Here is a 24945-nt window from a genome sequence, read left to right on the forward strand (position 1 = left end):
GTCATGAACCGACGCGTCGTCATCACGGGCATCGGACCCGTCTCGGAGATCGGGGTGGGCGTCCACGCCTTCGGCGAGGGACTGCGGGCCGGCCGCTCCGGCGTGGGCCCGATCACCTCCTTCGACACCACCGGGTTCGAACGGGTCGTGGCGGGCGAGGTACGCGACTTCCGGCCCCAGGACATCCTGCGGCGGCTGTCGCCGGCCGACTGGGGACGGTCCTCGCTGTTCGCCGCCGCCGCGGCCCGGCTCGCGGTCGAGGACGCCGGGATCGACCCGCCCCCGACCCGGACCGCCGCGGTCGTGGGCACCACCACCGGTGAGCTGCTGCCGCTGGTCGACATCACCGCGTCCTGGCACGAGAACGGCATCGGCGTCCCGGACCGGGAGGCGGCGGCCAAACTGCCGACCTCCCGGCTGGGACTCGCGGTGGCCGAGGAACTCGGCCTGCGCGGCGAGGCGGTGACCCTGGGCACCGCGTGCGCGGCCGGCAACTACGCGATCGGCCACGCCTACGACCTGATCACCCTCGGCGAGGCCGACGTCGCGGTGGCCGGCGGCGCCGACTCGGTGAACCGCTTCCTGCACGCCGGCTTCCACCGGCTGGGCGCGCTGACCGCCGAGCGGTGCAGCCCCTTCGACCGGGACCGCAGCGGCATCCTCACCGCCGAGGGCGGGGTCGCGCTGGTCCTGGAGACCCTCGACAGCGCCCGCGACCGCGGCGCCCGGATCTACGCCGAGATCCTCGGCTGGGCGATGACCTGCGACGCCCGCCATCCGGTCGCCCCGGACGCGGACAGCATCGCCCGCTGCGTACGGCTGGCCCACAAGCGGGCCGGGGTCAGCCCCGACCAGGTCGACTACATCTGCGCGCACGGCACCGGCACCCGTACCAACGACCTGGTGGAGAGCACCGCCATCCGCTCGGTGTTCGGCGAGCAGCCGCCGCCGATGAGCTCCATCAAGTCCATGCTCGGCCACACCATGGGCGCGGCCAGCGGCTTCGGCGCCGCGGCGTGCGCGCTCAGCATCCACGACGGCTTCCTGCCGCCGACCGTCAACCACGTCACCCACGACCCCCAACTCGCCGGGGTCGACCCGGTGCCGAACCGGTCCCGGTCCACCGAGGTGCGGGTCGCCCAGAACAACGGCTTCGCCTTCGGCGGCAACAACGCCATCGTCATGCTCGGGAGCGCGCAATGAGTGCCCTGGTCGTCACCGGTACCGGATACGTCGGCCCGCGCGGCCCGCGGCCCGTGGACGAGGACCACCCGGGGAGGCGGGCGTTCGTCGTCCAGGACTTCGACCCGGTCGCCTCGCTCGGCCGCAGGACCGCCCGGTTCAACCACCGCAGCACCCTGCTGGCCATGGAGGCGTGCGGGGTCGCCCTCAAGGACGCCGGACTCGACATCACCGACAACAACCAGGACGCGGTCGGCGTCACGCTCGGCACGTTCTGCGGCAGTGTGAGCGGCACCGTCACTTTCGGCAGCGAGACCTTCGAGCAGCCCCGCCCGTACAACGTCGACCCGGCGGCCTTCCCGAACCTGGTGATCAACACCGCCGCCGGGGCGGTCGCCATCCAGCACGGCCTGCGCGGCGCCAACTCCACGGTGGCCGGCGGCCCGGTGGCCGGCATCAACGCCCTGCGGCACGCCGAACTGACCCTGCGCGCCGGCCACGTGGACACCATGCTGGTCGGCGCATCGGAGGAGTACGGCCGGTACGAGGCATGGCTGGCCGCCGCCGTCCGCCCCGAGGCGGTGCTCGGCGAGGCGGCCGCGGTCCTGGTCGTCGAACGCGAGGACGTGGCGGTCACCGGGCAGCGGCCCGCGCTCGGCCGGATCGCCGCCGTCGTCACCGGCACCCTGGACGCGGCCAGTACGGACGACCTGCGCGGACTGCTCGCCGACGCCCTGGACCGGGCCGGCGTGCCGGCCGGCCGGGTCCGCCGGATCGCGCTCCGCCGCACCGGCGACCCCCGGGTCGACGCGGCGGCGCGCGCCGCCGTCGCCGCCCTGCTGCCCGTCGAACCGGTGCTCAACGAGGACCGGACCGGCGACTGCTACACCGCGCACGCCGCCGTCCAGCTCGCCGAGACCGCGGTCGCCGCCCGCGACCGGTCCTGGGGCCCGGACGACGCCGGGCTGGTCCTGGCCGTGGACACCGACGGCCTGGCCGGCGTCGCCGTCCTCACCGGCCCCACCCCGTCATGACCGCCCCGGCCACCGGCCGCGGGCTCGGCCGGGCCGCCCGCCGCGGGCCCGGTCCGGCCCGCGGCCGGCGACCCGAACCCAGTCCCGTGAGCGGCGCCGCCCGCCGGGCCCTGCGGCTGGCGGTGCTGATGACCGCACGCGTGGGCCGGCACCGCCCCGCCGCCGCACTCGTCCCAGCGCAGCGCCCGACCGGAGGACCGCGATGAACACACCCACCGACACCCTGGCCCCCGTGACCGCGGAAGGATGCCTGCACGGCTGGTTCCTGCGCGGCGCCGCCCGCGACCCGGACGCGGAGGCGCTGCGGATCGGCGCCAAGAGCTTCAGCTACGGCCAGCTTCACGAACGCGCCCTCGCGCTGGCCGGCACCCTGGTGCGCGCCACCGACGGCGGCCCGCGCCGGGTCGGCCTGCTGGCGGCCCGCAGCGAGCAGGCGTACGCGGGTGTGCTGGCCGCCGGATACGTCGGCGCCACCGTCGTGCCGCTCAACCCCGACTTCCCCGCCGAACGGACCCGGCGGATGATCGCCGCGGCCGACCTGGACGCGCTGCTGGTGGACGACTCGGGCATCCCGCTGCTGCCCGAACTCGCCGACGAACTCGGCAGCGCCCCGGTGGTCGGCGAGCCCAGCGGCGCCCCGCTGGCGCAGCCGCGCACCCCGTCCCCCGACGACGTGGCGTACATCCTGTTCACCTCCGGCTCCACCGGCCGCCCCAAGGGCGTCCCGGTGCTGCACCGCAACGTCACCTCCTACCTGCGGCACGTCCACGACCGCTACGGCTTCACCTCCGACGACGTGTTCTCGCAGACCTTCGACCTCACCTTCGACCTGGCGATGTTCGACCTGTTCTGCGCCTGGGGGAGCGGCGGCACGCTGGTCAGCGTGCCGCCGACCGCCTTCGTGTCGCTGCCGGACTTCGTCGCCCACCACGGCATCACCGTCTGGTTCTCCTCCCCGAGCGCGATCTCCCTGGTCCGCCGGCTGCGCCGGCTGGTCCCCGGCGCGCTGAGCGGCCTGCGCCACAGCCTGTTCTGCGGCGAGCCGCTGCTGCGGCACGACGCCGCCGACTGGCAGGCCGCCGCCCCGCAGTCCCGGCTGGAGAACCTCTACGGGCCGACCGAGCTGACCATCTCCTGCAGCGCCCACCGCTGGGACGACGCCACCTCGCCCGACGCCTGCGTCAACGACGTGGTGCCGATCGGCACCATGCACCCCGGCTCGCGCTACCTGCTGGCCGACGCCGACGGCCGCCCGCACCCCGAGACCGGCGAACTGTGCGTCAGCGGTCCGCAGATGTTCCCGGGGTACCTCGACCCGGGCGACGACGAGGGCCGCTTCCTGCACCACGACGGACAGCGCTGGTACCGCACCGGCGACCTGGCCCGGGTGCGGCCCGACGGCGAACTGCTCTACCTCGGGCGGCGCGACCACCAGGTGAAGATCCGCGGCGTCCGGGTGGAACTCGCCGAGGTCGAGTGGGGCCTGCGCCGCTGCGCCGGCGTGCAGGACGCGGTGGCCGTGGTCGCCGGCGACGAACTGGTCGCCTTCTACCTCGGCCGGCACCGCCCCGCCGCCGACCTCATCGACGAACTGTCGACCTTCTTCCCGCGCTACATGATCCCGCTGTTCTTCGAGCACCTGGAGGAGTTCCCGCTCAACGCCAACCGCAAGACCGACCGCGGCGTGCTGAAGACCCGCGCCGCCCGGCTGCTGCCCGGCGGTGCGGCATGACCGCCACCGCCGCGGCTTCCGCCACCACCGCCGGGTACCTGCGCCAGCCGTCCCTGGCCGCCGGCCTGATCGCCTTCGTCTGCGAGGACGACCTGTGGCTGGTCCCCGCGGCCGGCGGCGCCGCCGGCCGGGTCACCGCGGGCGCCGGCGAGTCCAGCCACCCGCGGCTGTCCCCCGACGGCCGGCGACTGGCCTACACCGGCACCCAGGACGGGCCCGCCGAGGTCTACGTCCAGCCCGTTCCCGGCGGCCCGGCCCGGCGGCTGACCTTCCAGGCCGCCGCCCGCTGCACCGTACTGGGCTGGCACCCGGCCACCGGCGAGATCCTCTACGCCTCCACCGCCGAGCAGCCCAAGGGCTTCGGGCAGCGCCTGTTCGCCGTCGACCCGGCCGGCGGGCTGCCCCGCCCGCTGCCCTACGGACCCGCCACCGCCATCGACCACGGCCCCGGCGGCCGGCTGGTGATCGGCCGCAACACCACCGACCCGGCCCGCTGGAAGCGGTACCGCGGCGGCACCGCGGGCGAGCTGTGGACCGGCGGCGAGCAGGACGGCACGGTCTTCCACCGGCTGCTGGACCTGCCCGGCACCCTCGCCTTCCCCTGCTGGACCGGCGAGCGGGTCTTCTTCGTCTCCGACCACGAGGGCACCGGCAACGTCTACTCCTGCCTGCCCGACGGCACGGGGCTGACCCGGCACACCGACCACCGCGACTTCTACGTCCGCGCGCTGGCCGGCGACGGCTCCCGGCTGGTGTACCAGTGCGGCGCCCGGCTGTACGTGCTCGACCCGGCCGAGGGCGGCCCGCCGCGGCCGGTCGAGGTGTCCGCGCCGCTCACCCGCGCCCAGCACGAACGGCGGTTCGTTGACGCGGAGAGCTACCTCGACGGGCAGCGGCTGTCCGCCGACGGCTCCCGGCTGGCGATCACCACCCGCGGTCGGCTGTTCACCCTGGACCCCTGGGCCGGCCCGGTCCGCGCCCACGGCGACCAGCGCGCCACCCGCTACCGGCTGCCGGAGTGGCTGCCGGGCGGCGACCGCCTGGTGGCCGCGGGCGCGGACGACCGGCCGACGGAGCACCTGGCGGTGCTGGACGCCGACCGGCCAGGGAAGCCGCGCGAGCTGCCGCTGCCCGACCTCGGCCGGATCGGCGAGCTCACCGCGTCCCCGGCGGGCGGCTGGCTCGCCCTGGCCACCAACCGCCACGAACTCCACCTGGTCGCGGTGGACCCGCGGCCCGACCCGGAGGCCGGAGCCCGGCCGGACACCCCGTCGGACCCGGAGGCCGGAGCCCGGCCGGACACCCCGCCGGACCCCGCGACGAGCCCCCGGCCCGGCACCCGGGCAGGCGCGGAGCCCGGCCCGCGGACCGGCCCCCTGGACAGCGCCGCCCACCGCACCCTCCAGGACGCCGCCCGCGGGCCGCTCGACCACAGTCCGTACGGACCCATCACGGACCTGGCCTGGTCCGCTGACGGGCGCTGGCTGGCCTACACCTGGCCGAGCGGCCCGCACACCTCGGCGATCAAGGTCGCCGACGCGGCCACCGGACGCACCCGCACCGTCACCGAGCCGGTGCTGCGCGACCGGGCCCCCTCCTTCGATCCGGACGGGCGCTACCTGTACTTCATCGGGCAGCGCGACCTCAGCCCGGTCCAGGACCGGCTGAGCCTCGACTTCGGGTTCCCGCGGGCCGGCCACCCCTACGCCGTGGCGCTGCTGCCCGGCACCGCGCTGCCCTGGTCGCCGGCCCACCAGCCGCCGCCCGCGCCCGAGGAGCGGCCGCTGGCCACCGTGATCGACTTCGCCGGCCTCGACCAGCGGGTCGCCGCGCTCCCGGTGCCGGCCGGCGACTACCGCCGGGCACTGGGCACGCACGGCGGGGTGCTGCTGCTGTCCGCCCCGCCGGAGTTCCTCGCGGACGCCTCCGGCGCGGCGGAGGAGGACGCCGGGCCGACCGGCGTGGTGGACGCCTACGACCTGGCGGACGGCGCCCTGGTCCGGTACGTCGAGGGCGTCGACGACATCCACCTCGACGCCTCCCGGCGGACCCTGCTGTGCGAGGCCGGCGCCCGGCTGCGGGTGCTGCCGGCCACGCCCGGCGACGAGGACGAGCCCAAGGACGCCGCCGGCGAGCCCGGCCGGGACTCCGGCTGGGCCGCCCTGGACCGGGTCCTGGTGCCCGTCCACCCGCGCGCGGAGTGGCGGCAGATGTTCCGCGAGGCGTGGCGGCTGCAGCGCGAGCACTACTGGGACCCGGGCATGTCCGGGGTGGACTGGGACGCGGTCTACCGCCGGTACCTGCCGCTGCTCGACCTGGTGGGCAGCCGCGCCGAGCTGTCCGACCTGATCTGGGAGATGCAGGCCGAGCTGGGCGCCTCGCACGCCTACGAGACCGGTGGGGAGTACCGGCGCCCGACCTCGTACGAACAGGGTTTCCTGGGCGCCGAGTTCGTGCCGGACGGCGCGGGCTTCCGGATCACCCGGGTGCCGGCCGGCGACCCCTGGAACCCGCGCGCGGCCAGCCCGCTCACCGCCCCCGGGACCGACATCCGGCCCGGGGACCTGATCACCGCCGTCGACGGGGTGCCCACCGGCCCGGCCGGACCCGGTGAGCTCCTCGTCGGGCGGGCCGGCCGGGACGTCGAACTGACCGTGGTCCGTCCCGGGCGGCCGCCGCGCCTGGCCGCGGTCCGCGCCCTCGCCGACGAGTCGGTGCTGCGCTACCGCGCCTGGGCCCGGGACAACCGCGCCCACGTCCACGAGTGCACCGGCGGCCGGGTCGGCTATCTGCACGTCCCCGACATGTTCGAAAGCGGCTGGGCGGAGTTCCTGCGCGGCTTCCTCGTCGAGTACGACCGCGAGGCGCTGATCGTGGACGTGCGCTTCAACGGCGGCGGCTTCATCTCCCCGCTGGTACTCGAACGGCTCTCCCGGCGCCGCCGCGGCTACGAGTTCGGCCGCTGGAACGGCGCCCTGCCCTACCCCGCCGAGGCACCCCGCGGGCCGATGGTGGCGCTGGTCAACGAGCACACCGGCTCCGACGGCGACATCTTCGCCCACATGTTCCGGCAGACCGGGCTCGGCCCGCTGGTCGGCTCCCGCACCTGGGGCGGCGTCATCGCGGCCGAACCCCGCTTCCCGCTGGCCGACGGCACCCTCACCACCCAGCCCGAGTACGTCTACGACTTCGACGGGGTCGGCGGCGGCCTGGAGAACCGCGGCGTCGAGCCCGACGTCCCGGTCGGCATCGCCCCGCACGACCACCTGCTGGGTCTGGACACCCAGCTCGCGCGGGCGGTCGAGGTCGCGCTCGACGAGCTCACCGCCCGCCCGCCGCACACCCCCCGAACCCCGCTGCAGCCAACAGGAGAGCGACGCCATGTATGACGCCATCGTGGTGGGTGCCCGGTGCGCGGGCTCCGCCACCGCCCTGCTGCTCGCCAGAGCCGGCCACCGGGTGCTGCTGGTGGACCGGGCCGCCTTCCCCCGCGACACCCTGTCCACCCTCTACATCCAGCAGCGCGGCGGCGCCCACCTGCGCCGCTGGGGCCTGCTGGACCGGGTCGCCGCCCTGTGCCCGGCCCTGGACCACGTCAGCTACACCGTCGGCGACGTACGACTGGAGGGCCGCTCCCGGCCGGTCGACTCCGTCGCCGCCGCCTACGCGCCCCGCCGCCACACCCTGGACACGCTGCTGGCGCAGGCCGCGGTGGAGGCGGGAGCCGAGTTCCGCCAGTCGTGCACCGTGGAGGACCTGCTCCGCGACGCCGACGGCCGGGTCACCGGCGTCCGGCTGCGGACCCGCGGCGGCCGTACCGAGGAGCGCGCCCACCTGGTGATCGGCGCGGACGGCATGCGCTCCACCGTCGCCGAGCTGGCCGGCGCCGCCACCCTCGTCGAGGACGCCCCCAAGACGTGCGTGTACTACACCTTCTGGGCCGGCGCCGCCGACCACTTCGAGCTGTACGAGGCCGAGGGCCGCTGGATCGGGGCGGTGCCGACCAACGACGGGCAGACCCTGGTGCAGGCGTACTTCCCGCAGCGCGAGTTCGACCGGGTGCGCGCCGACGCGATGACCGCCTACCTGGACAACGTCCGCGCCGCCGCCCCCGGCCTGCACGAGCGGATGCTGGCCGGCGGCCGTACCGAACGGCTGATGGGCACCGGCGACCAGCGCAACTTCTTCCGCGAGGCGGCCGGCCCCGGCTGGGCTCTGGTCGGCGACGCCGGCCACCAGCGGGACTCCATCACCGCCCGCGGCATCACCCACGCCTTCATCCAGGCGCAGCTGCTGGCCGACAGGACCGCGGGTGTGCTCGACGACCGCCCGCGGCTGACCGCGGCCCTCCAGGCGTACGCCCGCGAGCGGTACGACGCGCTCATCGACGACTACCACGACACGCTGGCCATGGCCCGGCTGTCGGTGCCGGAGCACCGGATGCTGATGCTGCGGGAGGTGGCCGACGACCCGGCCCGTACCGAGGACTTCTTCTCCGCCATGGGCGGCGCGCCCCAGTCCGCGACGGCGGACCGGGGCGCGCAGTCGGCGGCCCAGGCGATCAGATGGATGAAGGCCCAGCGGGAGGCCCGGCGGGTACGGACGTGAGGGCCGGCCCGGTGGATTCCGGCCAGGGCAGCTCGGTCTCCACCGGGGCGGTGTAGTCCACGCCCGGCACCTCGAACCCGTAGAGCCGGAGCAGTTCGGTGCGCAGCCACTGCGTGTCGGCGTACTCCTCCAGGTTCGCCGGGCCCACCCGGTGCCAGGCGTCCGCCACCTCGGCCTGCACCTGCGGCAGCAGCTCCCAGTCGTCCAGCCGCAGCCGGCCCGTCGCGTCGGTGGCCGGCGCCGCGTCGTCGGCCAGCAGGTCCCACAGCCGCACCATCTGCCGCAGCGGCGACTGCATCCGCTCGCCCAGTACCCGCCGCAGCAGCGCGCTGTACAGCGCGATCCCGGGGATGGCCATCGAGGCGGGTGTGACGGCCACCCCGTTCACGGAGGTCAGCGCGGCGCCGCCGCGCTCGGCCAGCAGCCCTTCGGTCAGCTGCCTGGCGGTCGCCTCCAGGTCGTCCTTGGCCGCGCCGATCGTGCCGCGCCGGTAGATCGGCGCGGTCAGCTCCGAGCCGACGTACGACAGGGCCACCGTCCGGAAGCGCGGGCCGAGCAGGTTCCGTCCGGCCAGCGCCGTCACCCACGCCGCCCAGTCGCCGCCGCCCATGACGTGCACGGTGGCCCGCCGTTGCTCCTCGGTGGCCGGCTCCACCGAGGTGTCCACCAGCCGCGGCGCGCCCGCGTCGTCGAAACCCAGCATCCGGGCCGGGTAGGGCGCGCCCAGCGGCTTGATCACCGAGGTCAGCGACCGGCCGGTCAGCGGGTCGGGCCGGCGGGGCGCCGCGACACTGTAGATCAGGTGGTCCACCCGGCCGAACCGCTCCTCGACCAGCGACAGCACCCGCTCCCGGGTGCTGTCCTGGAAGCAGTCCGCGTTGACGAACTCGAGCCGGCTGCCGCGGTGCTCGGCGAGCTGGGCGACCCGCCGGGACCGGTACCAGCCGGCGGTGGCGGTCCGGCGGGCCGCGGCCGGCTTCTCGAAGCACACCGCGACGCCGTGCATGCCGTGCCGGACCACACCGGCGAGCGTCGCGGCCAGCCCGTACCCGGCGCTGGACCCGATGACCACCGCCACCGGACGGTCGGCCGCCGCCCGCCCGGCGGCCGGCAGCGGCGGTCCCGCCTCCGCAGCCAGGTCGTCGACCAGCCGGGCGCACCCGGCCGGATGCGCGTCGAACAGCAGAAAGCCGCGCCCGTCGGGGCGGACCACACGTGAACTCATGGGGCACCGTCTCTGTGAGGAGGGGAAAAGCCGTGCCGAGGAGACCGGGGGGATCCCGCGGGGCGGGGACCGGTGGGGTCGGTCGGGTCGTAACGGGGACCGCCCGGCGGGCCGGTCGGGTTGTCGGAGGAGTCCCGCCGGCCGGCTGGGCCGGGGTGCGTTGCCGGGCCGCGCGGCGGCGGGGGAGCGGCGGGTGTGTGCGGGCGGCGCGCCCGCCAGCACACACCCGCCGCGCGGCCCGGTCCCGCGAAGCGTTCAGTACGCGCCGCCCGCCGCCGCCCAGCTGGCGTACAGGCGGACGGAGTCGTGCAGCTGGTAGCGGAACAGCCCCTCGGACGTCGGGCCGCTCAGCCATATCATCTGATGGTGGGTCAGGTCATCGATGAGGTCGGCGGCCGTGGCGCGGGAGACCCCGAGCGCGGTCGCCGCGTCGCCCACGTCGAAGTAGCCTCGCAGCGCGCCGAGCCGGTGCAGTGCCTCCTGCTCGGCCGGGGCCAGCCGGCGGAAGTACGCGGCGACGCTGGCCCGCAGCGACAGGTCGCCGACCCGCAGGGTGTCCAGCCGGTCCTTCTCGTCCACCAGCCGGTCGGCCAGCTCGCGCAGCCGCCGGTGCGGCCGAGCCGCGATCCACAGCCCCGCGACGTGCAGCGACAGCGGCAGATGGCCGCACGACAGGGCGATGCTCTGCACCGCCGACGGCTCGGTTGCCGTACGGTCCCGGCCGAGCAGGTTCTCCAGCACCAGCACCGCCTCCTCCGGCGACAGCGGATCCAGCTCCACCGCGTAGCTCTGCGGCAGCGCCCACAACTGGCGGCGGGCCGCCACCAGCACCGCGCTGCCCGGCGAACCCGTCAGCAGCGGGCGGATCTGCGCCTCGCTGTCGGCGTTGTCCGCCACCACCAGCACCCGCCGGTCGGCGAGCAGCGCCCGCAGCGCCGCCGCCCGCTCCTCACCGGTCTCGCTCGGCTCGCCGCCGCGCAGCGACCGCAGCAGCCGCAGGACGACCGCGGCCGGCGACAGCGGCTCGTGCGAGGAGTCGTCCAGGTCGATGAAGATCTGGCCGTCGGGGAACTCCTCGCGCAGCAGCTGGGCGGCGTGCGCGACGAGTGCGGTCTTGCCCGATCCGGGCGGGCCGGTGACGACGGCCAGCCGTCCGCCGCCGGCCGGGTAGGTGCTGCCGTCCCCTGACAGGTAGCGGCACACCCCGGCCAGGATCTCCTGCCGCCCCACCAGGCCCGGCGCGGTCAGGGGCAGTTCGGAGCGCGGCTGCGGCAGCTCGGTCAGCGGTACGGAACGCGACCGCACTCCCCAGCCGGCCGCGGCCAGCAGGCTGCGGGTCTCGGTGTCCGACAGGTCCAGCGCGTGGGCGAGCAGCTCACAGGTCTTCTTCCGGGGGCGCTCGGTGTGCCCGTTCTCCAGATTACGAATGGTCCGCACACTGAGTCCGGAGTTCTCCGACAGCTCCTCCTGGGTCAGCCCCACCAGCACCCGTAAGGTGCTGAGGGCGACCCCGAACTCATGCTGCTGTCGGGTCCGCTCCGGTGGCTCACCCGGTGTGTTCGGTGCCGCGATGGTCCACGCTGAGGACTTCATGGTGTCTCCCAGGTTCTTCCGCACGACGGGTCCCGGCTGGCCCCGAGAACGACGCTGCCATGGCCATGACGCTAGGGACCCGGGGTTACCCGGAGCAATGACAGTTTCCCGTGCCCCCGCCCCCGCCCCCTCCCACCTCGCGCTTCCCCCGCGGCACCCCCCGTTTCCTGCCGTGTCCGCCGCCCTGCCTGACAGCTCCGCCCGGCTTCGGGCCACCGGCCTGCCCCCGCCGTCCGGCGGCGGGCCCACCGCCGGACGCGCGGCGGGCGCCCCGTACCGGCGGACGTCAGCCCAGCAGTTCGGCCAGCCGGTCGAGGAACACCCGCTGGCCCGAGACGATCTTCTCCCGGGCCTCGGGCAGGGCCGGCCAGGCCGCCCGGTCGATCTCCGGGAACTCCTGAAGCCTGCGGGACCCCCTCGGCCACTCCATCGTGAAGGTGCCGGGGACCACCAGCGCCGGGTCGAGGTCGCCCTCGAGCGCCCACACCGTGACGGTCTTGCCGTTGGGCTGCTTCGCCTCGCCCAGCCAGATCAGCTCGCCGGGCGGCACCGGCAGGCCCAGCTCCTCCCGGAACTCCCGCCGGGCCGCGGCCTGCGCCGGCTCGTCGGGTTCGTACTCACCCTTGATCACACTCCACGCGCCCACGTCACGACGGGCCCAGAACGGCCCGCCCATGTGCCCGAGGAGCACCTCGATGTCACCGTCCGCGCCGCCTGTCCTGCGGAACAGCAGGATCCCGGCACTGTGTTTCGCCGCCACACCGCCCAGTGTGCCCGCCCCGCCGGCCGCCGCCCCGGCGCCACGGGGGCCGGCGTCCGCCGAAAAGGACCGTCCCGCCCGCCGCGACGCGTACCCCGGCGGTACGCGCGACGGGCGCCGCACCGTCCGTGCCGCCGATCCCGGCGCGCGGGGGACCCCGTCGCGCGGGGCCGTGACGGAGCGGAGCGGCAACGAGCGCCGGCCGCCCCGCCCCGCTCTCGCGGCGGCCCCGCCTCCCGCCTCCCGCCTCCCGCCTTCCGGGCCCCGAGGCGCCGGGGGCGGCGACCGGCGGGCCGACCGGGCCGGCGGGGTCACCCGCAGGGGCCCGGCCGGCTGCACGGTCCCGGGCCGGTCTTCGCCGCCACGGTCTCGGAGGCGCTGGCGGACTGACGGGTCCGGCCGCCGCGGGACGCCCGCCGGACCCCGCCGGGTGCGGCGCGAGGTGCATGGCGGGCCCGCTTCGGGGCACGAAGGGCCCAAGAGCCCAGACGGCAGCTCCTTCTTCCGGACGGCCCCATGGACGACAGCGAGACGGCACAGCGGGCGGGCGCCGCCGGCCGGCCGGCGGCGGAGGCCGTGGGCCCGGCGGCGGCCGCGGCGGCCCTGCTGGCCCTGTGGGAGTACGCCGAGATCCGGGCGGACTCCCGTCTCGCCCCGGCGGGGCTGCGGGCCCTGGTCGTGGTCGAGTGGTCCGCCCCGCTCTCGCTCACCGAGCTGAGCCGGGCGCTCGACATCGGTACGGCGGCGGCCGGTCGGCTGTGCGGACGGCTGGAGAGCGCCGGACTCCTGCTGCGCCGCCCGGACGCCGGCGACGGACGCCGCAGTCTGCTGGCGCTCACCGCCGCCGGCGGCGAGACGCTCCGTTCCCAGCGGGAGCGGCGGACACGCGCCATCGCGGAGCGGCTGAGCGGCCCCGCCGGGCAGCACCGGGCACTGCGGGCCGCGCTGGAGCGGGTACGGGCCCACCTGCGCGGACGGGCCGCCGGCACCCCGGCCGCGTTCCGGCCGGTCGACGGCACACCACGCCGCCTCCCTCCCCGGACGCGCACGCACCGGATCCCGCTCCTCGACCCGCGGGAATCCGCACGGCAGGCCCTAGGCGGACTCGGCCGCCCCGGTGCGCGGCCCGCTCTCGGCGGGCGCCGGCCCGGTGACCGCACTCCGGAAGCCGTTCAGGCCGGCCACCAGCGCCGCGCGGTCGGCGGGGCTCATGGCCGAGATGAAGTGCAGCAGGCTGGCCTCGCGCCGGGCCCGCAGCTCGGCGAGATAGCTCTCCCCGCGCCCCGACAGGCGCAGCTCCAGCTCCCTGCGGCTGGCGGTGCTCAGCGACCGCTCGATGAAGCCCAGCGCGTGCAGCCGGTCGCACATCCGGCTGACCGAGGACGGCGCCGACCCCAGCACCTCGCCCAGGGTGCGCAGATTGATCCCCTCGTCGCGGTCCAGGACGTACAGCACCTTCAGCTGCGACGACGACACCGGCGCGGTCGAGGTCATGTCACGATCCTGCGTCCACAGCACCTCGAGTAGCTCGACGACCTCGCGGGCCGCGAAGGCGGCGCCGTCTCTGTCGGAGGAGGCGCCGGTAAGCATGCCCCCAACTGTGACACTTCTCACCAGCCCTGTCAGTCGCTGAGGCATGAGACCTCATCCGCTCCTTTTATCTGGCTCTTGTTGTGTTGCTCTTCACGAACAGGCGGTATCGACCGGTGGACAGACTCATGGCTGTGGAACGCGCCCTGCGCCGCGCCACGCCGCACGCTCTCCTGGACGCGACGCGGGACGCCCTCGCCACGCACTACGCGGCCCTCGACGCCGAGCTGCTGATGGCCGACTACGCCCTGACCATACTGCAACCGGTCAGCGGGCTCCTTTACACAGCGGAGTCCGTCCACGTCCACTCCAGCGCCCCCGGCCGCGCCTTCGGCGCCCAGCGCACCCACACCGTCGCCGACCCGCGCGGCGACGTGGTCACCGCCCACCTGCCGATCAGCGTCCGCGGCGACCGCATCGGCGTGCTGTCGGTCCGGCTGCCCGCCGCCGCGTACGATCCGGCCGCCGAAAGCGAGCTGGAGGAGATCGCCGAGATACTCGGCCACGAGATCTTCGTCGCGGCCCGGGACACCGACCTGTACGTCCAGGCGCGCCGGGCCGACCGCCTCACCCTGGCCGCGGAAATGTAGTGGGAACTGCTGCCCGGCAGCTCCTGCGCCCGCCCCGAGTACGAGATCGGCGCGCAGCCCGAACCCGCCTACGCCATCCACGGCGACAACGTCGACTGGTCCGCCTCCGCCGACCACCTCATCCTCACCGTCACCAACGGGATGGGCGAGTGCGTCGAGGCCGCGCTGCTGACCAGCCTCGCCGTGGGCGCGCTGCGCAACGGCCGCCGCGCCGGCCTCTCCCTGGCCGACCAGGCGTTCCTCGGCGACCAGGCCGTCTACGGGCACTACCGGGGCGCCGCGTACCTCGCCGCCCTGCTGCTGCGCTTCGACCTCGTCAGCGGGGAGACCGAGGTGATCGACGCCGGGTCCCCGCAGCTGTGGCGGCTGCGCGGCGGCAAGGTCGAACCGCTGGGGTTGGAGCCGCAGCTGCCGCTGGGGATGTTCGAGGACACCCTGTACACCGCCCAGACCCATCGGATGGAGAAGGGCGACCGGCTGCTGTTCGTCAGCGACGGGGTGTACGACGCGGCCTCGCCCAGCGGCGAGCGCTACAGCGAGCAGGCACTGGCCCGGGCCATCGCCGGCACCCGCCTGCTGCCCCCGTCCCAGGTCCCGCAGGCCGTACTGCGGGAGCTGACCACCCACCGCGGCACTCCCGAGCCGGAGGACGACGCGATGGTGGTCTGCCTGGACGGGCGAGGCCGCGAGGCCGACGTTGGGTAGCGGGCCGCGGGGCTGCCGCCGCCCGTCCGCCGATGCTGCCCCGGGCCGGCCGGGACCCCGGCCCGCGGGCGGCTCCGGCGGGCGCGCGGCGGCGGCCCCGCCTCAGGCACGGACGCCCTCCGTCACGTTCCCGCCCGCCGCCGCGGGTGGGGCGGGCGCGGCGCCGGATCCGCCGGAAAAGTGCGCGGTCGGCCGCGGGTGCATGAGGAAGTCGTGGTGCGAGATGTTCCAGGCGTACGCGCCGGCCAGGGCGAAGACCACCCGGTCACCGGCCCGCAGACCCGGCGCCGGGACCCGGCGGGCCAGTACGTCCTTGGGGGTGCACAGCTGGCCGGCCAGCGTGACCGGGCCCGCCCCGCCGGCGGGCCGCGGCCACGGATGCGGCCAGTCGGCGACGGGGAGCACGGCGCACGGCTGGTCGTGCCCCTTGGCGGCCGGAGTGCGCAGGTGGTGGGTGCCGCCCCTGACCACCGCGAACTCCTCGCCGTGGCTGCGCTTCACATCGAGCACGTCGGTGGCGTACCAGCCGCAGTACGCCGTCAGCGCCCGGCCGGGTTCGACGCGGAGCAGCAGCCCGGGGTGGGCCGCGGTGAGCCGGGCGAGGCCGGCGCCGTAGGCCGCCCAGTCGAAGCGGGCGGCGGGGTCGGCGTAGTCGACGTGCATGCCGCCGCCGACGTTCACCTCCCGCAGCGCGACGCGGTGCCGGGCGGCCAGCGCCGCCGCCCAGCCGACCACCGACCCGGCGACGGCGAGCAGTTCGGGCGCCGCCAGACCGCTGGCCAGATGGGCGTGCACGCCCAGCAGCTCCACCTGCGGGCAGCTGCCGTCGGTGAGCGCCGCGACCGCGGCGTCGGCCCGTAACGGGTCGATGCCGAAGGGCGTCGGCCGGCCGCCCATGGCCAGCCCGCCCGCCGTCAACGCCCCAGTCCGCACCGCGAGGTTGAAGCGCAGCAGCACCCCGGCACGCACCCCGGCGCCGGCGGCAAGCCACGCCAGCGTCCGCAGCTCGTGCTCGCTCTCGACGTGGAAGCGGCGCACGCCCGCAGCCAGGGCCGCCGTGATCTCCGCCGGGGTCTTCCCCGGACCGCCGAAGGCCACCGGGCGGCCCGGCACCGCCCCCGCCACATGGGCGAGTTCACCGCCCGAGGCCACCTCGTACCCGTCGACGAACGGCGCGAGCGCGGCCAGGATCCGCGGCTCGGGGTTGGCCTTGGCCGCGTAGTACAGCTCGACCCGTTCCGGCAGCGCGGCCCTGACGGCGGCGGCGTGTTCCCGCAGCGCGTCCAGGTCGTAGATGTAGGCCGGGAGCTGCCCGGTCGGCAGCGACAGGGCGAGGTCGCGGACGGCCCCGGTGGGCCGGACCCGCGCGGTCACCGGTCGCCCCCGGCGGGCAGCACGTCCGCCGCCAGCGGCGAGGGCAGCCGTACGTAGCCGGCCTCCCGGTCGGCGGCCCGCTGCCAGCGGGTGAGCAGATTGGCCTTGGCCGGCAGCGGCTCCCCGGCCAGCAGCGCGTCCAGGCGGGGCGTCCGGCCGTGCTCGGCGGCGTGGTCCCGGATCGTGTCGCGCACCTCGGACCACAGCGCGGGCTCGGCGGCGGGGTGCAGGTCGGCCAGCGCCGACAGCAGTTCCGCGATGTGGTTGACCAGCAGGCAGTAGACGAGGCGGTCCCAGCCCTGGTCGGCGTCGTAGGTCAGCGGGCCCGCCACCTGCGCCGGGAGGGCGGCGAGCGCGGCGGCGTGGTGGCCGGGGAGCAGCTTGGTGCCCTCCAGGTCGCGGAAGAGCACCTGCACCGGCATCCCCTCGGCGTCCACGCACACCAGGACGTTCTGCAGGTGCGGTTCGAGGACGATGCCGTGATCGCAGTAGGCGGCCAGCACGGGCGGGACCAGCAGCCGCAGGTAGCGCCGCCACCAGCGCAGCGCCGTCGCCCGGTCCGCCGCGGGCAGCAGCCGGGAGATGTGCCCGGGGCCGGTCGGGTACTGGTCGGCGACCGCGGCGGCGAGCAGCGCGGTGGCGCCGGGCCGCAGCCGCTGTCCGAGCCCCTCCCGGACGATCACCCCGAAGCCCTCCAGCAGTGGCAGGTCCGGCCGCCCGTCCGGCCCCGGCAGGCCCAGGCTGCGGAAGGCGGGCTCGCGGAGCATGTCGCTGCCCGGGAACCGGCCGGCCAGCTCGGTGAACGCGCAGTCGAGCAGCCGGGTCAGCGCGACCGCGCCGGCCAACTCGTAACTGGCGTTCTTGCGGAGGCAGTTGGTAATGCGGACATTCAGGCTGAACTTGAGGAAGGTGTCGCCGTCGTAGACGGTCCGCACCGAGGCGGTGGCGGCGAAGCGGCGCCGGCCGGGCCCCAGGTCCAGTACGTCGCCGCGGTCGAGGGCGGTCCGCAACCCGGGGTGCCGGCGCAGCAGTTCGTACTGCCAGGGGTGCGCGGGCAGCAGCCGGTAGCCCGCCGGCACCGCGGCCAGCCGGTCCAGCGGGTCGGCCGCGCCGGGCGCGGCGCTCTCCTGGACCACCAGCCGGTCCCGTACCGCCAGCAGCCGCAGGGGGAAGGCGGCGGAGGCCTCGGGGGCGTACGCGGTCCAGGACCCGGGGTCCCCGCTGCGGGCCTTGGGCGTCGGGTGGAAGCGGTGGCCGTAGACCAGCGACCGCTCCGAGGCGAGATAGCGGTCCAGCGGATCCCGGCCGGCCGCCGGCCGCGGCGCGGCCAGCCCGGCGGCGACCCCCTGGTGGCTGGAGACCACCTGCTCCAGGAACTCCTCGTTGGGCACCCCGGTCCGCGCCGACAGCTCCGCGTGCGTGTGCTCGGCGAGCCGCAGCCAGCCGATCGCGGCCCAGCCGCCGCCGGTGTCCTCGCTCACCGGCCCGGTGAAGCGGTGGCCGCCCAGCAGGGAGGTGCGGCGCAGCGCCACCCGCAGCCGCACTCCGCTGCGCGGCAGCCGCAGCAGCAGGTGGCCGCCGATGACGGCGGTCTGGTGGTCGGGCCCGGAGACCTCGCGGAGCAGGCAGTTGAGCAGGGTGTGGGCCACCGCCTCGTCCGCGCCGGCCAGCGGGGCGGGGGCGGTCCGGTCGGCGCGGCCGGCCGGGCCGGTGACGCAGGACAGTGCCATCAACGGCTCCGCAGAAGGTAGTTGGGACCGGTGGTGTAGTACTTGTTGATGTCGGACGCTCCTGAACGGTTCTTGGTGAGCAGCGTGCCCGCGGTGACCATCGCCTTGACCGGCAGCCGCCCGGCGTCCAGCACCCGGGCGCGCAGGGCGGCCCCGGGTGTGCCGGGCCCGTCCCCGAGCCGCCGCGCGCCCTCCTCCAGCCGGTCGCGTACCAGGCCGAGCAGCCGGTCCAGGGGAGCACGGCCGTGCCGGGCGAGGGTGAACGCGAAGGCGCCGGCGCACAGATGGACGGTGACGGTGGTGAACAGGTCGAGCACCGGTCCGTCCCGGTCGGTGAGGATCCGCGGGTCGGCGAAGTCGCCCGGACCCGGGGCGTCCGCCCCGAGCGCCTCGCGCAGCCGGCCGCGGTTGATCCGGGGGCCGTCGTCGTCCTTGAACAGCAGCCGGACCCGGGGCGCGCCCGCGGGCCCGTCCAGCAGCAGCGAGATGTTCTGCTGGTGCGACTCCAGGGCGATGCCGTAGCCCAGCAGCGTGGTCTGCCAGTCCAGCAGGAGGGTGAGCACCGCGTCCAGCAGGGCGAGCGGCTCACCGCCGAACCAGTGGTCGGCGAGGTGGTCGATCACCAGCCGGCCGCCGGGGGCCGGGGCGGTGAGTGCGGCCAGCGGCAGGACCAGGCAGTCGTCGAGCCCGGCGGGGAGCCGGCGGACCAGGACGGCGAGCAGGTCATGGCCGGCGTGCGCGTAACGTGTCTCGTCGGCGTGCAGCACCCGGCCCTGGAAGCGGGGTTCGCGGGCGGTGACGGCCGTTAGCAGGCGCTGTCCCGCGGCGCCGTCGACCAGGCTGCCGGGTGTGACGCTGCGCCGGTTGAGCAGCCCCAGGGTCGAGACGGCCAGCGGGAGTTTGAGGTGGACGCCCGGGTGCGCGGTCAGCGCGACGGTCCGCGTCGACAAGGTGGGCGCCGCTTGGAGGAACGGCTGCTCCGCCGGTACGGCGCCGGCGGCCGGCCCGTCGGCGCCCACCGCCTCGCGCAGCGGCCCGCCCGCCGTCAGCGGGTGTACGGGCAGCGCCAGATGGGTCGCGTCCAGCCCCGGCAGGCCGAGCCCGGACGGCGCCGGCCAGAACGCACCGAGGCCCGCGGCCCCCTCCGCGCCGGCCACGGTGACCGCCGCCCGGGGCACGGCGACCCAGCGCAGCGCGAATCGCGGCGCGAACTCGGGCGCGTGACCGAGGAGTTGGTCAGGAGACAGGCCGGTGCGGGCGGCGCCGGTCGGATAGAGCGGGTGGCCGGCGCGGGCGGCCAGGGTGTCGAAGGCCAGGCCCGCCAGCGGTCCCCGCCACCGCAGCGGGTCGGCGCCGAGCCGCGCGACGACCTCCTCCCGGGTCGCCGCCTGGAGCCGCAGCGCCGCCAGCGCGTCGGCGTACTCCGCCGCGAAGGCGCCGAAACCCGCCCGGTCCTCGGGCGCCGCGAGCGCGCCGAGCGCGGCCAGCACCTGCTGGCCGGTGGTCAGCTCCCCGCCGCCGGGCTCCACCCGCAGCAGCGGCAGCCGGGCCGTGTACTCGCACTGGAAACCGTCCTCCGCCACCGGCAGCGCCAGCGCGCCCCGGCCCGCGGCCAGGTGCAGCCAGCGCCCGTCCGGCCGGTCCCGTACGGTGCTCCGGGTGCGCAGGCCCACCACGTCCTCGCGCAGCAGGGTGCTCAGCACCCGCAGCAGCAGGCCCTCCTCGACCGTGCCGGCGGCGGAGCCGGCCACCGTCACGGGGTGATCTCCCAGGTCCGCGCGGCCAGGAAGCCGTCCACCGCCCGGTCCACGGCGTCCTGCCCGGGGCCGAACGCCCGCACCACACCCAGCAGATCGCGGTTGGTGTGGTGCAGCGGACGCCGTTCACCGACCGCGCGCAGCGGACGGTACGTCAGACGCACCCCGCCCACGGTCAGTTCGGCCGCCTCCGGCGCGGCGGTCAGCGTTCCGGCGCTGCGGGCGTACGGATAGTCCAGCCGGGCGGCCCGGCCGGTACGCGCGCCCAGGTCGGCCGGCAGGCGCTCGCCGAGATGGACGCGGAGGATGTGCTCGAACAGCGGGACCTCCAGCAGTTCGGCGAGCAACAGGTCGCACTGGTCTCCGATGGCACGGTAGTTGACCTCGATCAGCCGCGCCTGCCCTTCGGACACCACGAATTCGGTGTGGCAGGCCCCGAAACCGACACCGAGGGCGTCCAGTTGGTCCAGCACCTGCGCCTGGACCCGCGCCGGGCGGTCGGCGACGAACGACAGCCGCTCCTCGATGAAGTACGGCGGCGGCGAGAGCCGGGTGTGGAACCCGCCCAGCACATGGCGGGTCCGGCCGTCGCCGAGCGTCTCCAGGGTGAACAGCTCGCCGGGCAGGAACTCCTCGACGACCAGCGCCTCCCCCGGCCGGCGGGCCTGGATCCGCGCACAGCGCCGCACCAGTTCGGCGCGGTCCGCCACCCGTACCACGTCCTCGCTCGCCACCCCCTCGCGCGGCTTGACCACGCAGGGGAACGGCACCGCGAGCCCGGCCAGCGCGGTGGCCGGGTCCGCCCCCGCGGGCAGTTCCGCCGACCAGACGGCGTCGGCCCCGGCGGCAGCCAGCCGGCGGCGCATCTCCGCCTTGTCCTTGGTCCGCAGCGCCGCCCGCCAGTCCTTCGCCGGCAGGCCGAAGTACCCGGCGGCCAGCGCCGTCTGCGTCTGCAGGTGGTCGCTGTTGCTGAAGACCGCGCCGGGCGCGCGGTGCGCCGAGATCCGGCTGACGACCGCGTGGACGTCCCGGACCTCGCAGCCGAGCACCTCGACGGCCCCCACCGCGGCGGCCTGCCCGTACGCGGCGCGGTGCGCCTGCGGCCGGTCGGTGAGCACGGTCGTGTCCAGGCCGAGCCTGCGGGCGGCGGGAAGGAACCCCTCGGTGACCGAATCGGTCGGATTCAGGGCCAGCAGGTACAGCTGCATGCAGGGATCACTTCCGCGTACCGGGTCGTTCGGCCGGCCGTCGCGCTGCGTCGGCCGGCCGGAGGTGGCACGAGCCTAGGTTAGGCATGCCTAAGCCTGTCAATTCGGTTCGGCGTGGCATCGATTGGCGCGGCCGATCTCTGCCATGATTAGGTCAGGCTTACCTAAACGCGCCATTCCCTGGAGTTGAGGAGTACCCGTGCCCCCGGCCCCGACGTCCTGCTCCAGCGCTCCGACCCTGCCGGCCCAGGTGTACCGGCGGCTTGTCGCGCTCTGCCCCGCGCTGGAGCTCGACGTGGCCGCGGCCGGCGCCCGGCCATCACCCCGATGGGTGAACGCCGAGGCGCTGGCGGCCGGCGGCGAGGCCCTCGACGCCTGGCTCGAAGCCGAGGCGTCCCGGATCCACGGCCGCCACGGCAGCGCCGCCCGCCCGCACGTGGTCGCCTCCCGGGCCCTGCACGGCTACCTCTGGTCGGTGTGCCTGATGATGAGCGGGCCCTGGTACCTCCAGCACCGGGTACCGCGCGTCCACCCGCGCGACCTGCGGATCGACCTGACCAGCGGGAGGTTCCGCCTGGTGCCCGGCGCCTTCGCCTGCCTGCCCGGCGACCCGGCGGCGGCGCTCCCCGGGGTGCGGGTGCTGCCGCACGAACAGGCGCTGCGGGACGAACTGCGGTCGGCGGTGGCCGAGCACGTACGGCCGCTGCTCACCGCGCTCGGACCGCGGCTGCGCCGGGGCGCCCGCGCGCTGTGGGGTATGGCGGGCGACGACCTGGTCTCCGGTGTATGGCACCTCGGCCGGGCCCTCGGCGAGGAGGAGCGGGCGGTGCGGGCGGCCGGCGAGCTGCTCCCCGGGCCGGTGGCGCCGTTCCCCGGCGGCGCCGACTTCCGCCGGCTGACCGGCCGTGACGGGCGCGCCCAGCTGACCCGTACCCGGCTCGGCTGCTGCCTGCACTACACGATCCGGCCCGCCGAGACCTGCGGCACCTGCCCCCGGCTGTGCGACGCCGAACGGCTGGACGCGAGCGGCACCGCGCCCGACTGAGCCGGCCCGCGGCCCGGCGCCTGTCGCTGCGCCCTCCGCGGCGGAGCGGGGTCCGGTCCGCCCGCCCGCCGCGTTCCGGCCGGCCGACGACGGCCCCCGCGGCTGCGACGGTGGCGAAGGCCCCCACGCCGCCTTCCTCCGCCGCCTCGCGGGCGCACGCGCCGGGCCTCGCTCCGCCCCCCCCGCGGAGAGCCGGACGACAGGCCCTAGGTGTCGCGGGAGCCGCGTACCCGGCGGTAGCTCCAGACCAGCAGCGCGAACAGGACGGCGCCGGACAGGATCAGGCTCGACCCGGTGCTCCAACCGGTGAACGGCAGCCAGGACAGCGCCCGGGTGCCCCAGACGACGCCGGCCGCGACGAGCCCGAGACCGGCCAGTACCGAGCCGGCGATCCGCCACCGGGAGTTCACGCTCGCCTCGGCGGCCTGCATCGCCCGGTCGCGGACCGGCTCGACGAACCGGGCCACCGGCGGGACGGCGCGGGACAGCAGGATCAGCCCGGCCAGCACCAGCAGCAGCCCGGGGCCGGGCAGTACCAGCAGCGCCGCGCCGACCAGCAGCAGTATGCCGCCCGCCACCCCCAGGGCCAGCCGTTTCGCCGGGTGCAGCCGGACCTGTCCGGGCGACCCGGATCCCGGCTCCGCCCCGGCCTCCTCGTCCGGTGTCAGTGCCTCGGCCTCGGCCCGTCGCGCTCCGTTCACCCGTCCACCGTAACCGGGGCGGCACCGGGACCGGGCCGCGACACCGCGCGGACGCCGTCCGGCCGGCCGCGGCCGGGGAAGGCCCGGCCGCGGCCGGCCGGGGTCCGGGGGCCCCGGCCGGACGGTCAGCCGGTGAGGCCCGCCAGCCGGGCCTCTTCGAAGATGCGCTCGCGGCTGCGCCACCAGGAGTAGTAGGCGCCCTTGTAACCCAGCGCGACGGCGTACTTCAGGAACGGGTTGTCGGCGTAGTTGTTGTCGTCCTGGCCGTTGCCGCCGAGCGTGGGCAGCGCCACCCGGTAGTGCTCGGACGCCGGGACGTAGTCCTGGAGCCACTCGATGGTCTTCACCCACCTGCCGTCGGGCCGCCCGACCGTCGCCGGGTCTTCGGGGAGGTCCGGCGAGAAGTAGAAGACCGGGCGGATCCGGCCCTGCCCGTCGAACCAGAACTGCCGCTCGTACTCGGTCATCGTCGCGCAGCGGTCGAGGGGCTTGAGGAGGATCGGGCTCCTCGCGGTGTTGGACTGCAGGCCGCGTACGACGGTGTCGCCGCCGGACTCCGCGGCCAGCCGGATGCCGAGCGGGGCGTGCGGGAAGACCTGGAGGCCGAGGGTGTAGCCGACCACCGTGGTCGGCAGCGCCAGGGAGGCGTCCACGGCCCGCTTGAGGGTGTCGAGGTTTTCACCCGGAAGGCCCAGCAGCAGCTCGGTGGTGATGATGATGCCGCGGTCCGACAGCAGCTTCGTCACCTTGCGCACGTCGTCCAGCGTGTAGGCCAGCCCGACCCGGCCGCTCGGCGCGTCCCAGACCGCGAGGTCCTCGCGGCCCATGTGCTCGGCCGACAGCGACACCCCCTTGCAGCCCGCCTCGGCGAGCAGGTCGGCGAGTTCCTCGTCGAAGGGCACCGGGTGCGCGTAGATCCACAGCCGCAGCCTGTGCAGCGGACTGCCGGCGCGGCCGCGGCGCTGGATGATCTCGCGCAGGATCTCCTTGCTGTGCATCGGATTGATGTTGAACTCGCTGTCGGTGGTGTGGATGTCGTAGATCCCCTGCCCCATCATCGACTCGATCTCGTCGACGACGACGGCCGGAGTGCGCCGCGAGACGACCGCGCCCTTGGCGTCCGGCTCCACGCAGTGGTTGCAGGCGAAGGGGCAGCCGTTCTTGGTGAGCAGGTTGCCCAGCCCGCCCTTGTCGTAGTACTCGCGGTTGTCGATCCGGTACGGCACACCCGAATGCCGCTGGTAGCGCGCCGAGATGTGGCGGCCGAGCGTGCTGCCCGCCACCGGGAACCCGACGGTGAGGCCGGCCGCCCGTACGGTCTGCCCGTCGTACGTCAGGAGTCCCTGCACCGAGTCGGGGCGCCGGCCCGACGCCAGCGCGTCGGCCAGGTCGCAGATGACCACCTCGCCGGGCCCCTTCACTCCGTAGGGCACCCGGAAGTACTCCATCGCCGCGTACGGCATCGAGGAGAACCCCGCGCCGCCCAGCACGATGGGAGCGCCGGTCAGCGCCCGTACGGCGTCGATCACCCGTAAGTGGTCGGGTAGGAAGACCCGCTGCTCCTGGGGCTGCACACTTCCCGCGTTGCGCAGGGTGATCCCCACCATCAGGGGGTCGCGGGTGGCGAAGTACTCGGCGAGCCGCCAGTCGCTCTCCCGGAACGTCAGGTCCAGCACCTCCACCTCGAACCCGGCTACTTCCAGGTGCGAGCAGAGGATGTCCAGGGCGTACGGAGTGACGCCCGGTTTGACGAAGTTGGGGTTGATCAGGGTGACCAGGCCCTTTGACGCGCTGGGTGCGAGGTGCATGGTTCCTCCTAGCCGTGATGGTCGAAGAGGTGCCGAGCCGTTCGCTTGCTCTGCTGCCGGCCCGAGACCGGGGCGCGGACGGTCAGCCGCCGCCCACGTCACGCCTGCGCCGGGCGCCGTGCCGGGTGCCTGCCCCCGGACCTCCGCCCGCCGCGCGCCCCGCCCGTGTGTCGACTGTAGAAGCCCGAGGCGGATCGGCGCTCGACAACCGGTGACACCGGTGGCGTCCGCTCCTCCCGGGCTCGGCCAGCCGGCCGGGGTGGTGGTCGTGGGCGTCAGTCCGCTGGTGCTGGTGCTGGTGCT

General features: G+C 75.6%; 16 protein-coding genes and 2 pseudogenes. 8 read left to right on the plus strand and 10 right to left on the minus strand.

The features are described from left to right. The first annotated feature begins 3 nt into the window (after nucleotides 1–3). The 5 genes from RLT57_RS27810 to RLT57_RS27830 all read left to right on the plus strand — a co-directional run bounded on the left by RLT57_RS27810 (nucleotide 4) and on the right by RLT57_RS27830 (nucleotide 8556). Nucleotides 4–1203 carry a beta-ketoacyl-[acyl-carrier-protein] synthase family protein gene (locus RLT57_RS27810; protein WP_311299997.1) on the plus strand — a complete coding sequence of 400 codons (1200 nt, stop codon included), beginning with the start codon at nucleotides 4–6 and terminating at the stop codon, nucleotides 1201–1203. After that, the gene (locus RLT57_RS27815) at nucleotides 1200–2216 is read left to right on the plus strand and encodes a beta-ketoacyl synthase N-terminal-like domain-containing protein (protein WP_311299998.1); all 1017 of its coding nucleotides are present in this window, start codon (nucleotides 1200–1202) and stop codon (nucleotides 2214–2216) included. The genes RLT57_RS27810 and RLT57_RS27815 overlap by 4 nt, the downstream gene beginning before the upstream one ends. Nucleotides 2217–2418: 202 nt before the next feature. Next, nucleotides 2419–3948: an amino acid adenylation domain-containing protein gene (locus RLT57_RS27820; RefSeq protein WP_311299999.1), complete on the plus strand. Its 1530-nt coding sequence runs from the start codon at nucleotides 2419–2421 to the stop codon at nucleotides 3946–3948. After that, nucleotides 3945–7337 (plus strand): S41 family peptidase, encoded by a 3393-nt coding sequence (locus tag RLT57_RS27825; protein ID WP_311300000.1) that lies wholly within the window; start codon nucleotides 3945–3947, stop codon nucleotides 7335–7337. The genes RLT57_RS27820 and RLT57_RS27825 overlap by 4 nt, the downstream gene beginning before the upstream one ends. Next, on the plus strand, nucleotides 7330–8556 hold the full coding sequence (locus RLT57_RS27830) for an NAD(P)/FAD-dependent oxidoreductase (RefSeq protein ID WP_311300001.1): 1227 nt from the start codon (nucleotides 7330–7332) through the stop codon (nucleotides 8554–8556). The genes RLT57_RS27825 and RLT57_RS27830 overlap by 8 nt, the downstream gene beginning before the upstream one ends. Here the strand turns inward: RLT57_RS27830 and RLT57_RS27835 are convergent. From RLT57_RS27835 to RLT57_RS27845, 3 genes are all read right to left on the minus strand, one after another. Then, on the minus strand, nucleotides 8510–9781 hold the full coding sequence (locus RLT57_RS27835) for an enoyl-[acyl-carrier-protein] reductase FabV (protein WP_311300002.1): 1272 nt from the start codon (nucleotides 9779–9781) through the stop codon (nucleotides 8510–8512). The genes RLT57_RS27830 and RLT57_RS27835 overlap by 47 nt on opposite strands. Nucleotides 9782–10036: 255 nt before the next feature. After that, nucleotides 10037–11374, minus strand: a complete 1338-nt coding sequence (locus tag RLT57_RS27840) for a helix-turn-helix domain-containing protein (protein WP_311300003.1) — start codon at nucleotides 11372–11374, stop codon at nucleotides 10037–10039. Nucleotides 11375–11660: 286 nt separating this feature from the next. Beyond that, on the minus strand, nucleotides 11661–12134 hold the full coding sequence (locus RLT57_RS27845) for an NUDIX domain-containing protein (protein ID WP_311300004.1): 474 nt from the start codon (nucleotides 12132–12134) through the stop codon (nucleotides 11661–11663). Nucleotides 12135–12650: 516 nt separating this feature from the next. Between RLT57_RS27845 and RLT57_RS27850 the strand changes: the two are divergent. Beyond that, nucleotides 12651–12944 (plus strand): annotated as a pseudogene (locus tag RLT57_RS27850) (MarR family transcriptional regulator); the annotation flags it as partial. 285 nt (nucleotides 12945–13229) lie between these two features. On the opposite strand, the gene RLT57_RS27855 reads toward RLT57_RS27850, so the two are convergent. Beyond that, entirely contained in the window at nucleotides 13230–13724 is a 495-nt protein-coding gene (locus RLT57_RS27855; RefSeq protein ID WP_311300005.1) for a MarR family winged helix-turn-helix transcriptional regulator, read from the minus strand. Nucleotides 13725–13852: 128 nt separating this feature from the next. Between RLT57_RS27855 and RLT57_RS27860 the strand changes: the two are divergent. Further along, nucleotides 13853–15019 (plus strand): annotated as a pseudogene (locus tag RLT57_RS27860) (PP2C family protein-serine/threonine phosphatase). A 102-nt stretch (nucleotides 15020–15121) separates the two neighbouring features. On the opposite strand, the gene RLT57_RS27865 reads toward RLT57_RS27860, so the two are convergent. The 4 genes from RLT57_RS27865 to RLT57_RS27880 are packed head-to-tail and all read right to left on the minus strand — an operon-like array spanning nucleotide 15122 to nucleotide 21088. Continuing rightward, on the minus strand, nucleotides 15122–16393 hold the full coding sequence (locus tag RLT57_RS27865) for a type III PLP-dependent enzyme (protein ID WP_311300006.1): 1272 nt from the start codon (nucleotides 16391–16393) through the stop codon (nucleotides 15122–15124). Then, the gene (locus tag RLT57_RS27870; protein ID WP_311300007.1) at nucleotides 16390–18123 is read right to left on the minus strand and encodes an IucA/IucC family protein; all 1734 of its coding nucleotides are present in this window, start codon (nucleotides 18121–18123) and stop codon (nucleotides 16390–16392) included. Before RLT57_RS27870 ends, RLT57_RS27865 begins: the two co-directional genes overlap by 4 nt. Then, nucleotides 18123–19880 (minus strand): IucA/IucC family siderophore biosynthesis protein, encoded by a 1758-nt coding sequence (locus RLT57_RS27875; protein WP_311300008.1) that lies wholly within the window; start codon nucleotides 19878–19880, stop codon nucleotides 18123–18125. Before RLT57_RS27875 ends, RLT57_RS27870 begins: the two co-directional genes overlap by 1 nt. After that, nucleotides 19877–21088, minus strand: a complete 1212-nt coding sequence (locus tag RLT57_RS27880) for an ATP-grasp domain-containing protein (protein WP_311300009.1) — start codon at nucleotides 21086–21088, stop codon at nucleotides 19877–19879. Before RLT57_RS27880 ends, RLT57_RS27875 begins: the two co-directional genes overlap by 4 nt. Before the next feature lie 199 nt (nucleotides 21089–21287). On the opposite strand from RLT57_RS27880, the gene RLT57_RS27885 reads away from it, so the two are divergent. Then, the gene (locus tag RLT57_RS27885) at nucleotides 21288–22133 is read left to right on the plus strand and encodes a (2Fe-2S)-binding protein (RefSeq protein ID WP_311300010.1); all 846 of its coding nucleotides are present in this window, start codon (nucleotides 21288–21290) and stop codon (nucleotides 22131–22133) included. 206 nt (nucleotides 22134–22339) lie between these two features. Here the strand turns inward: RLT57_RS27885 and RLT57_RS27890 are convergent, their stop codons facing one another. Then, a complete protein-coding gene (locus RLT57_RS27890) occupies nucleotides 22340–22834 on the minus strand; it encodes a PGPGW domain-containing protein (protein ID WP_432759755.1) in 495 nt (164 codons plus the stop codon). A 125-nt stretch (nucleotides 22835–22959) separates the two neighbouring features. Then, nucleotides 22960–24642, minus strand: a complete 1683-nt coding sequence (tsrT, locus tag RLT57_RS27895) for a tryptophan 2-C-methyltransferase (protein ID WP_311300011.1) — start codon at nucleotides 24640–24642, stop codon at nucleotides 22960–22962. Nucleotides 24643–24945: the final 303 nt, after the last annotated feature.

The organism is Streptomyces sp. ITFR-21, from assembly GCF_031844685.1.
Taxonomy (GTDB): domain Bacteria; phylum Actinomycetota; class Actinomycetes; order Streptomycetales; family Streptomycetaceae; genus Actinacidiphila.

Excerpts from the sequence above, each read along its gene's own strand:
- RLT57_RS27855 (WP_311300005.1), bottom strand. The coding sequence starts at position 13,724 with ATGCTTACCGGCGCCTCCTCCGACAGAGACGGCGCCGCCTTCGCGGCC.
- RLT57_RS27835 (WP_311300002.1), bottom strand. The coding sequence starts at position 9,781 with ATGAGTTCACGTGTGGTCCGCCCCGACGGGCGCGGCTTTCTGCTGTTC.
- RLT57_RS27825 (WP_311300000.1), top strand. The coding sequence starts at position 3,945 with ATGACCGCCACCGCCGCGGCTTCCGCCACCACCGCCGGGTACCTGCGC.
- tsrT (WP_311300011.1), bottom strand. The coding sequence starts at position 24,642 with ATGCACCTCGCACCCAGCGCGTCAAAGGGCCTGGTCACCCTGATCAAC.
- RLT57_RS27840 (WP_311300003.1), bottom strand. The coding sequence starts at position 11,374 with ATGAAGTCCTCAGCGTGGACCATCGCGGCACCGAACACACCGGGTGAG.
- RLT57_RS27880 (WP_311300009.1), bottom strand. The coding sequence starts at position 21,088 with ATGCAGCTGTACCTGCTGGCCCTGAATCCGACCGATTCGGTCACCGAG.
- RLT57_RS27870 (WP_311300007.1), bottom strand. The coding sequence starts at position 18,123 with ATGGCACTGTCCTGCGTCACCGGCCCGGCCGGCCGCGCCGACCGGACC.
- RLT57_RS27810 (WP_311299997.1), top strand. The coding sequence starts at position 4 with ATGAACCGACGCGTCGTCATCACGGGCATCGGACCCGTCTCGGAGATC.
- RLT57_RS27830 (WP_311300001.1), top strand. The coding sequence starts at position 7,330 with ATGTATGACGCCATCGTGGTGGGTGCCCGGTGCGCGGGCTCCGCCACC.
- RLT57_RS27820 (WP_311299999.1), top strand. The coding sequence starts at position 2,419 with ATGAACACACCCACCGACACCCTGGCCCCCGTGACCGCGGAAGGATGC.
- RLT57_RS27815 (WP_311299998.1), top strand. The coding sequence starts at position 1,200 with ATGAGTGCCCTGGTCGTCACCGGTACCGGATACGTCGGCCCGCGCGGC.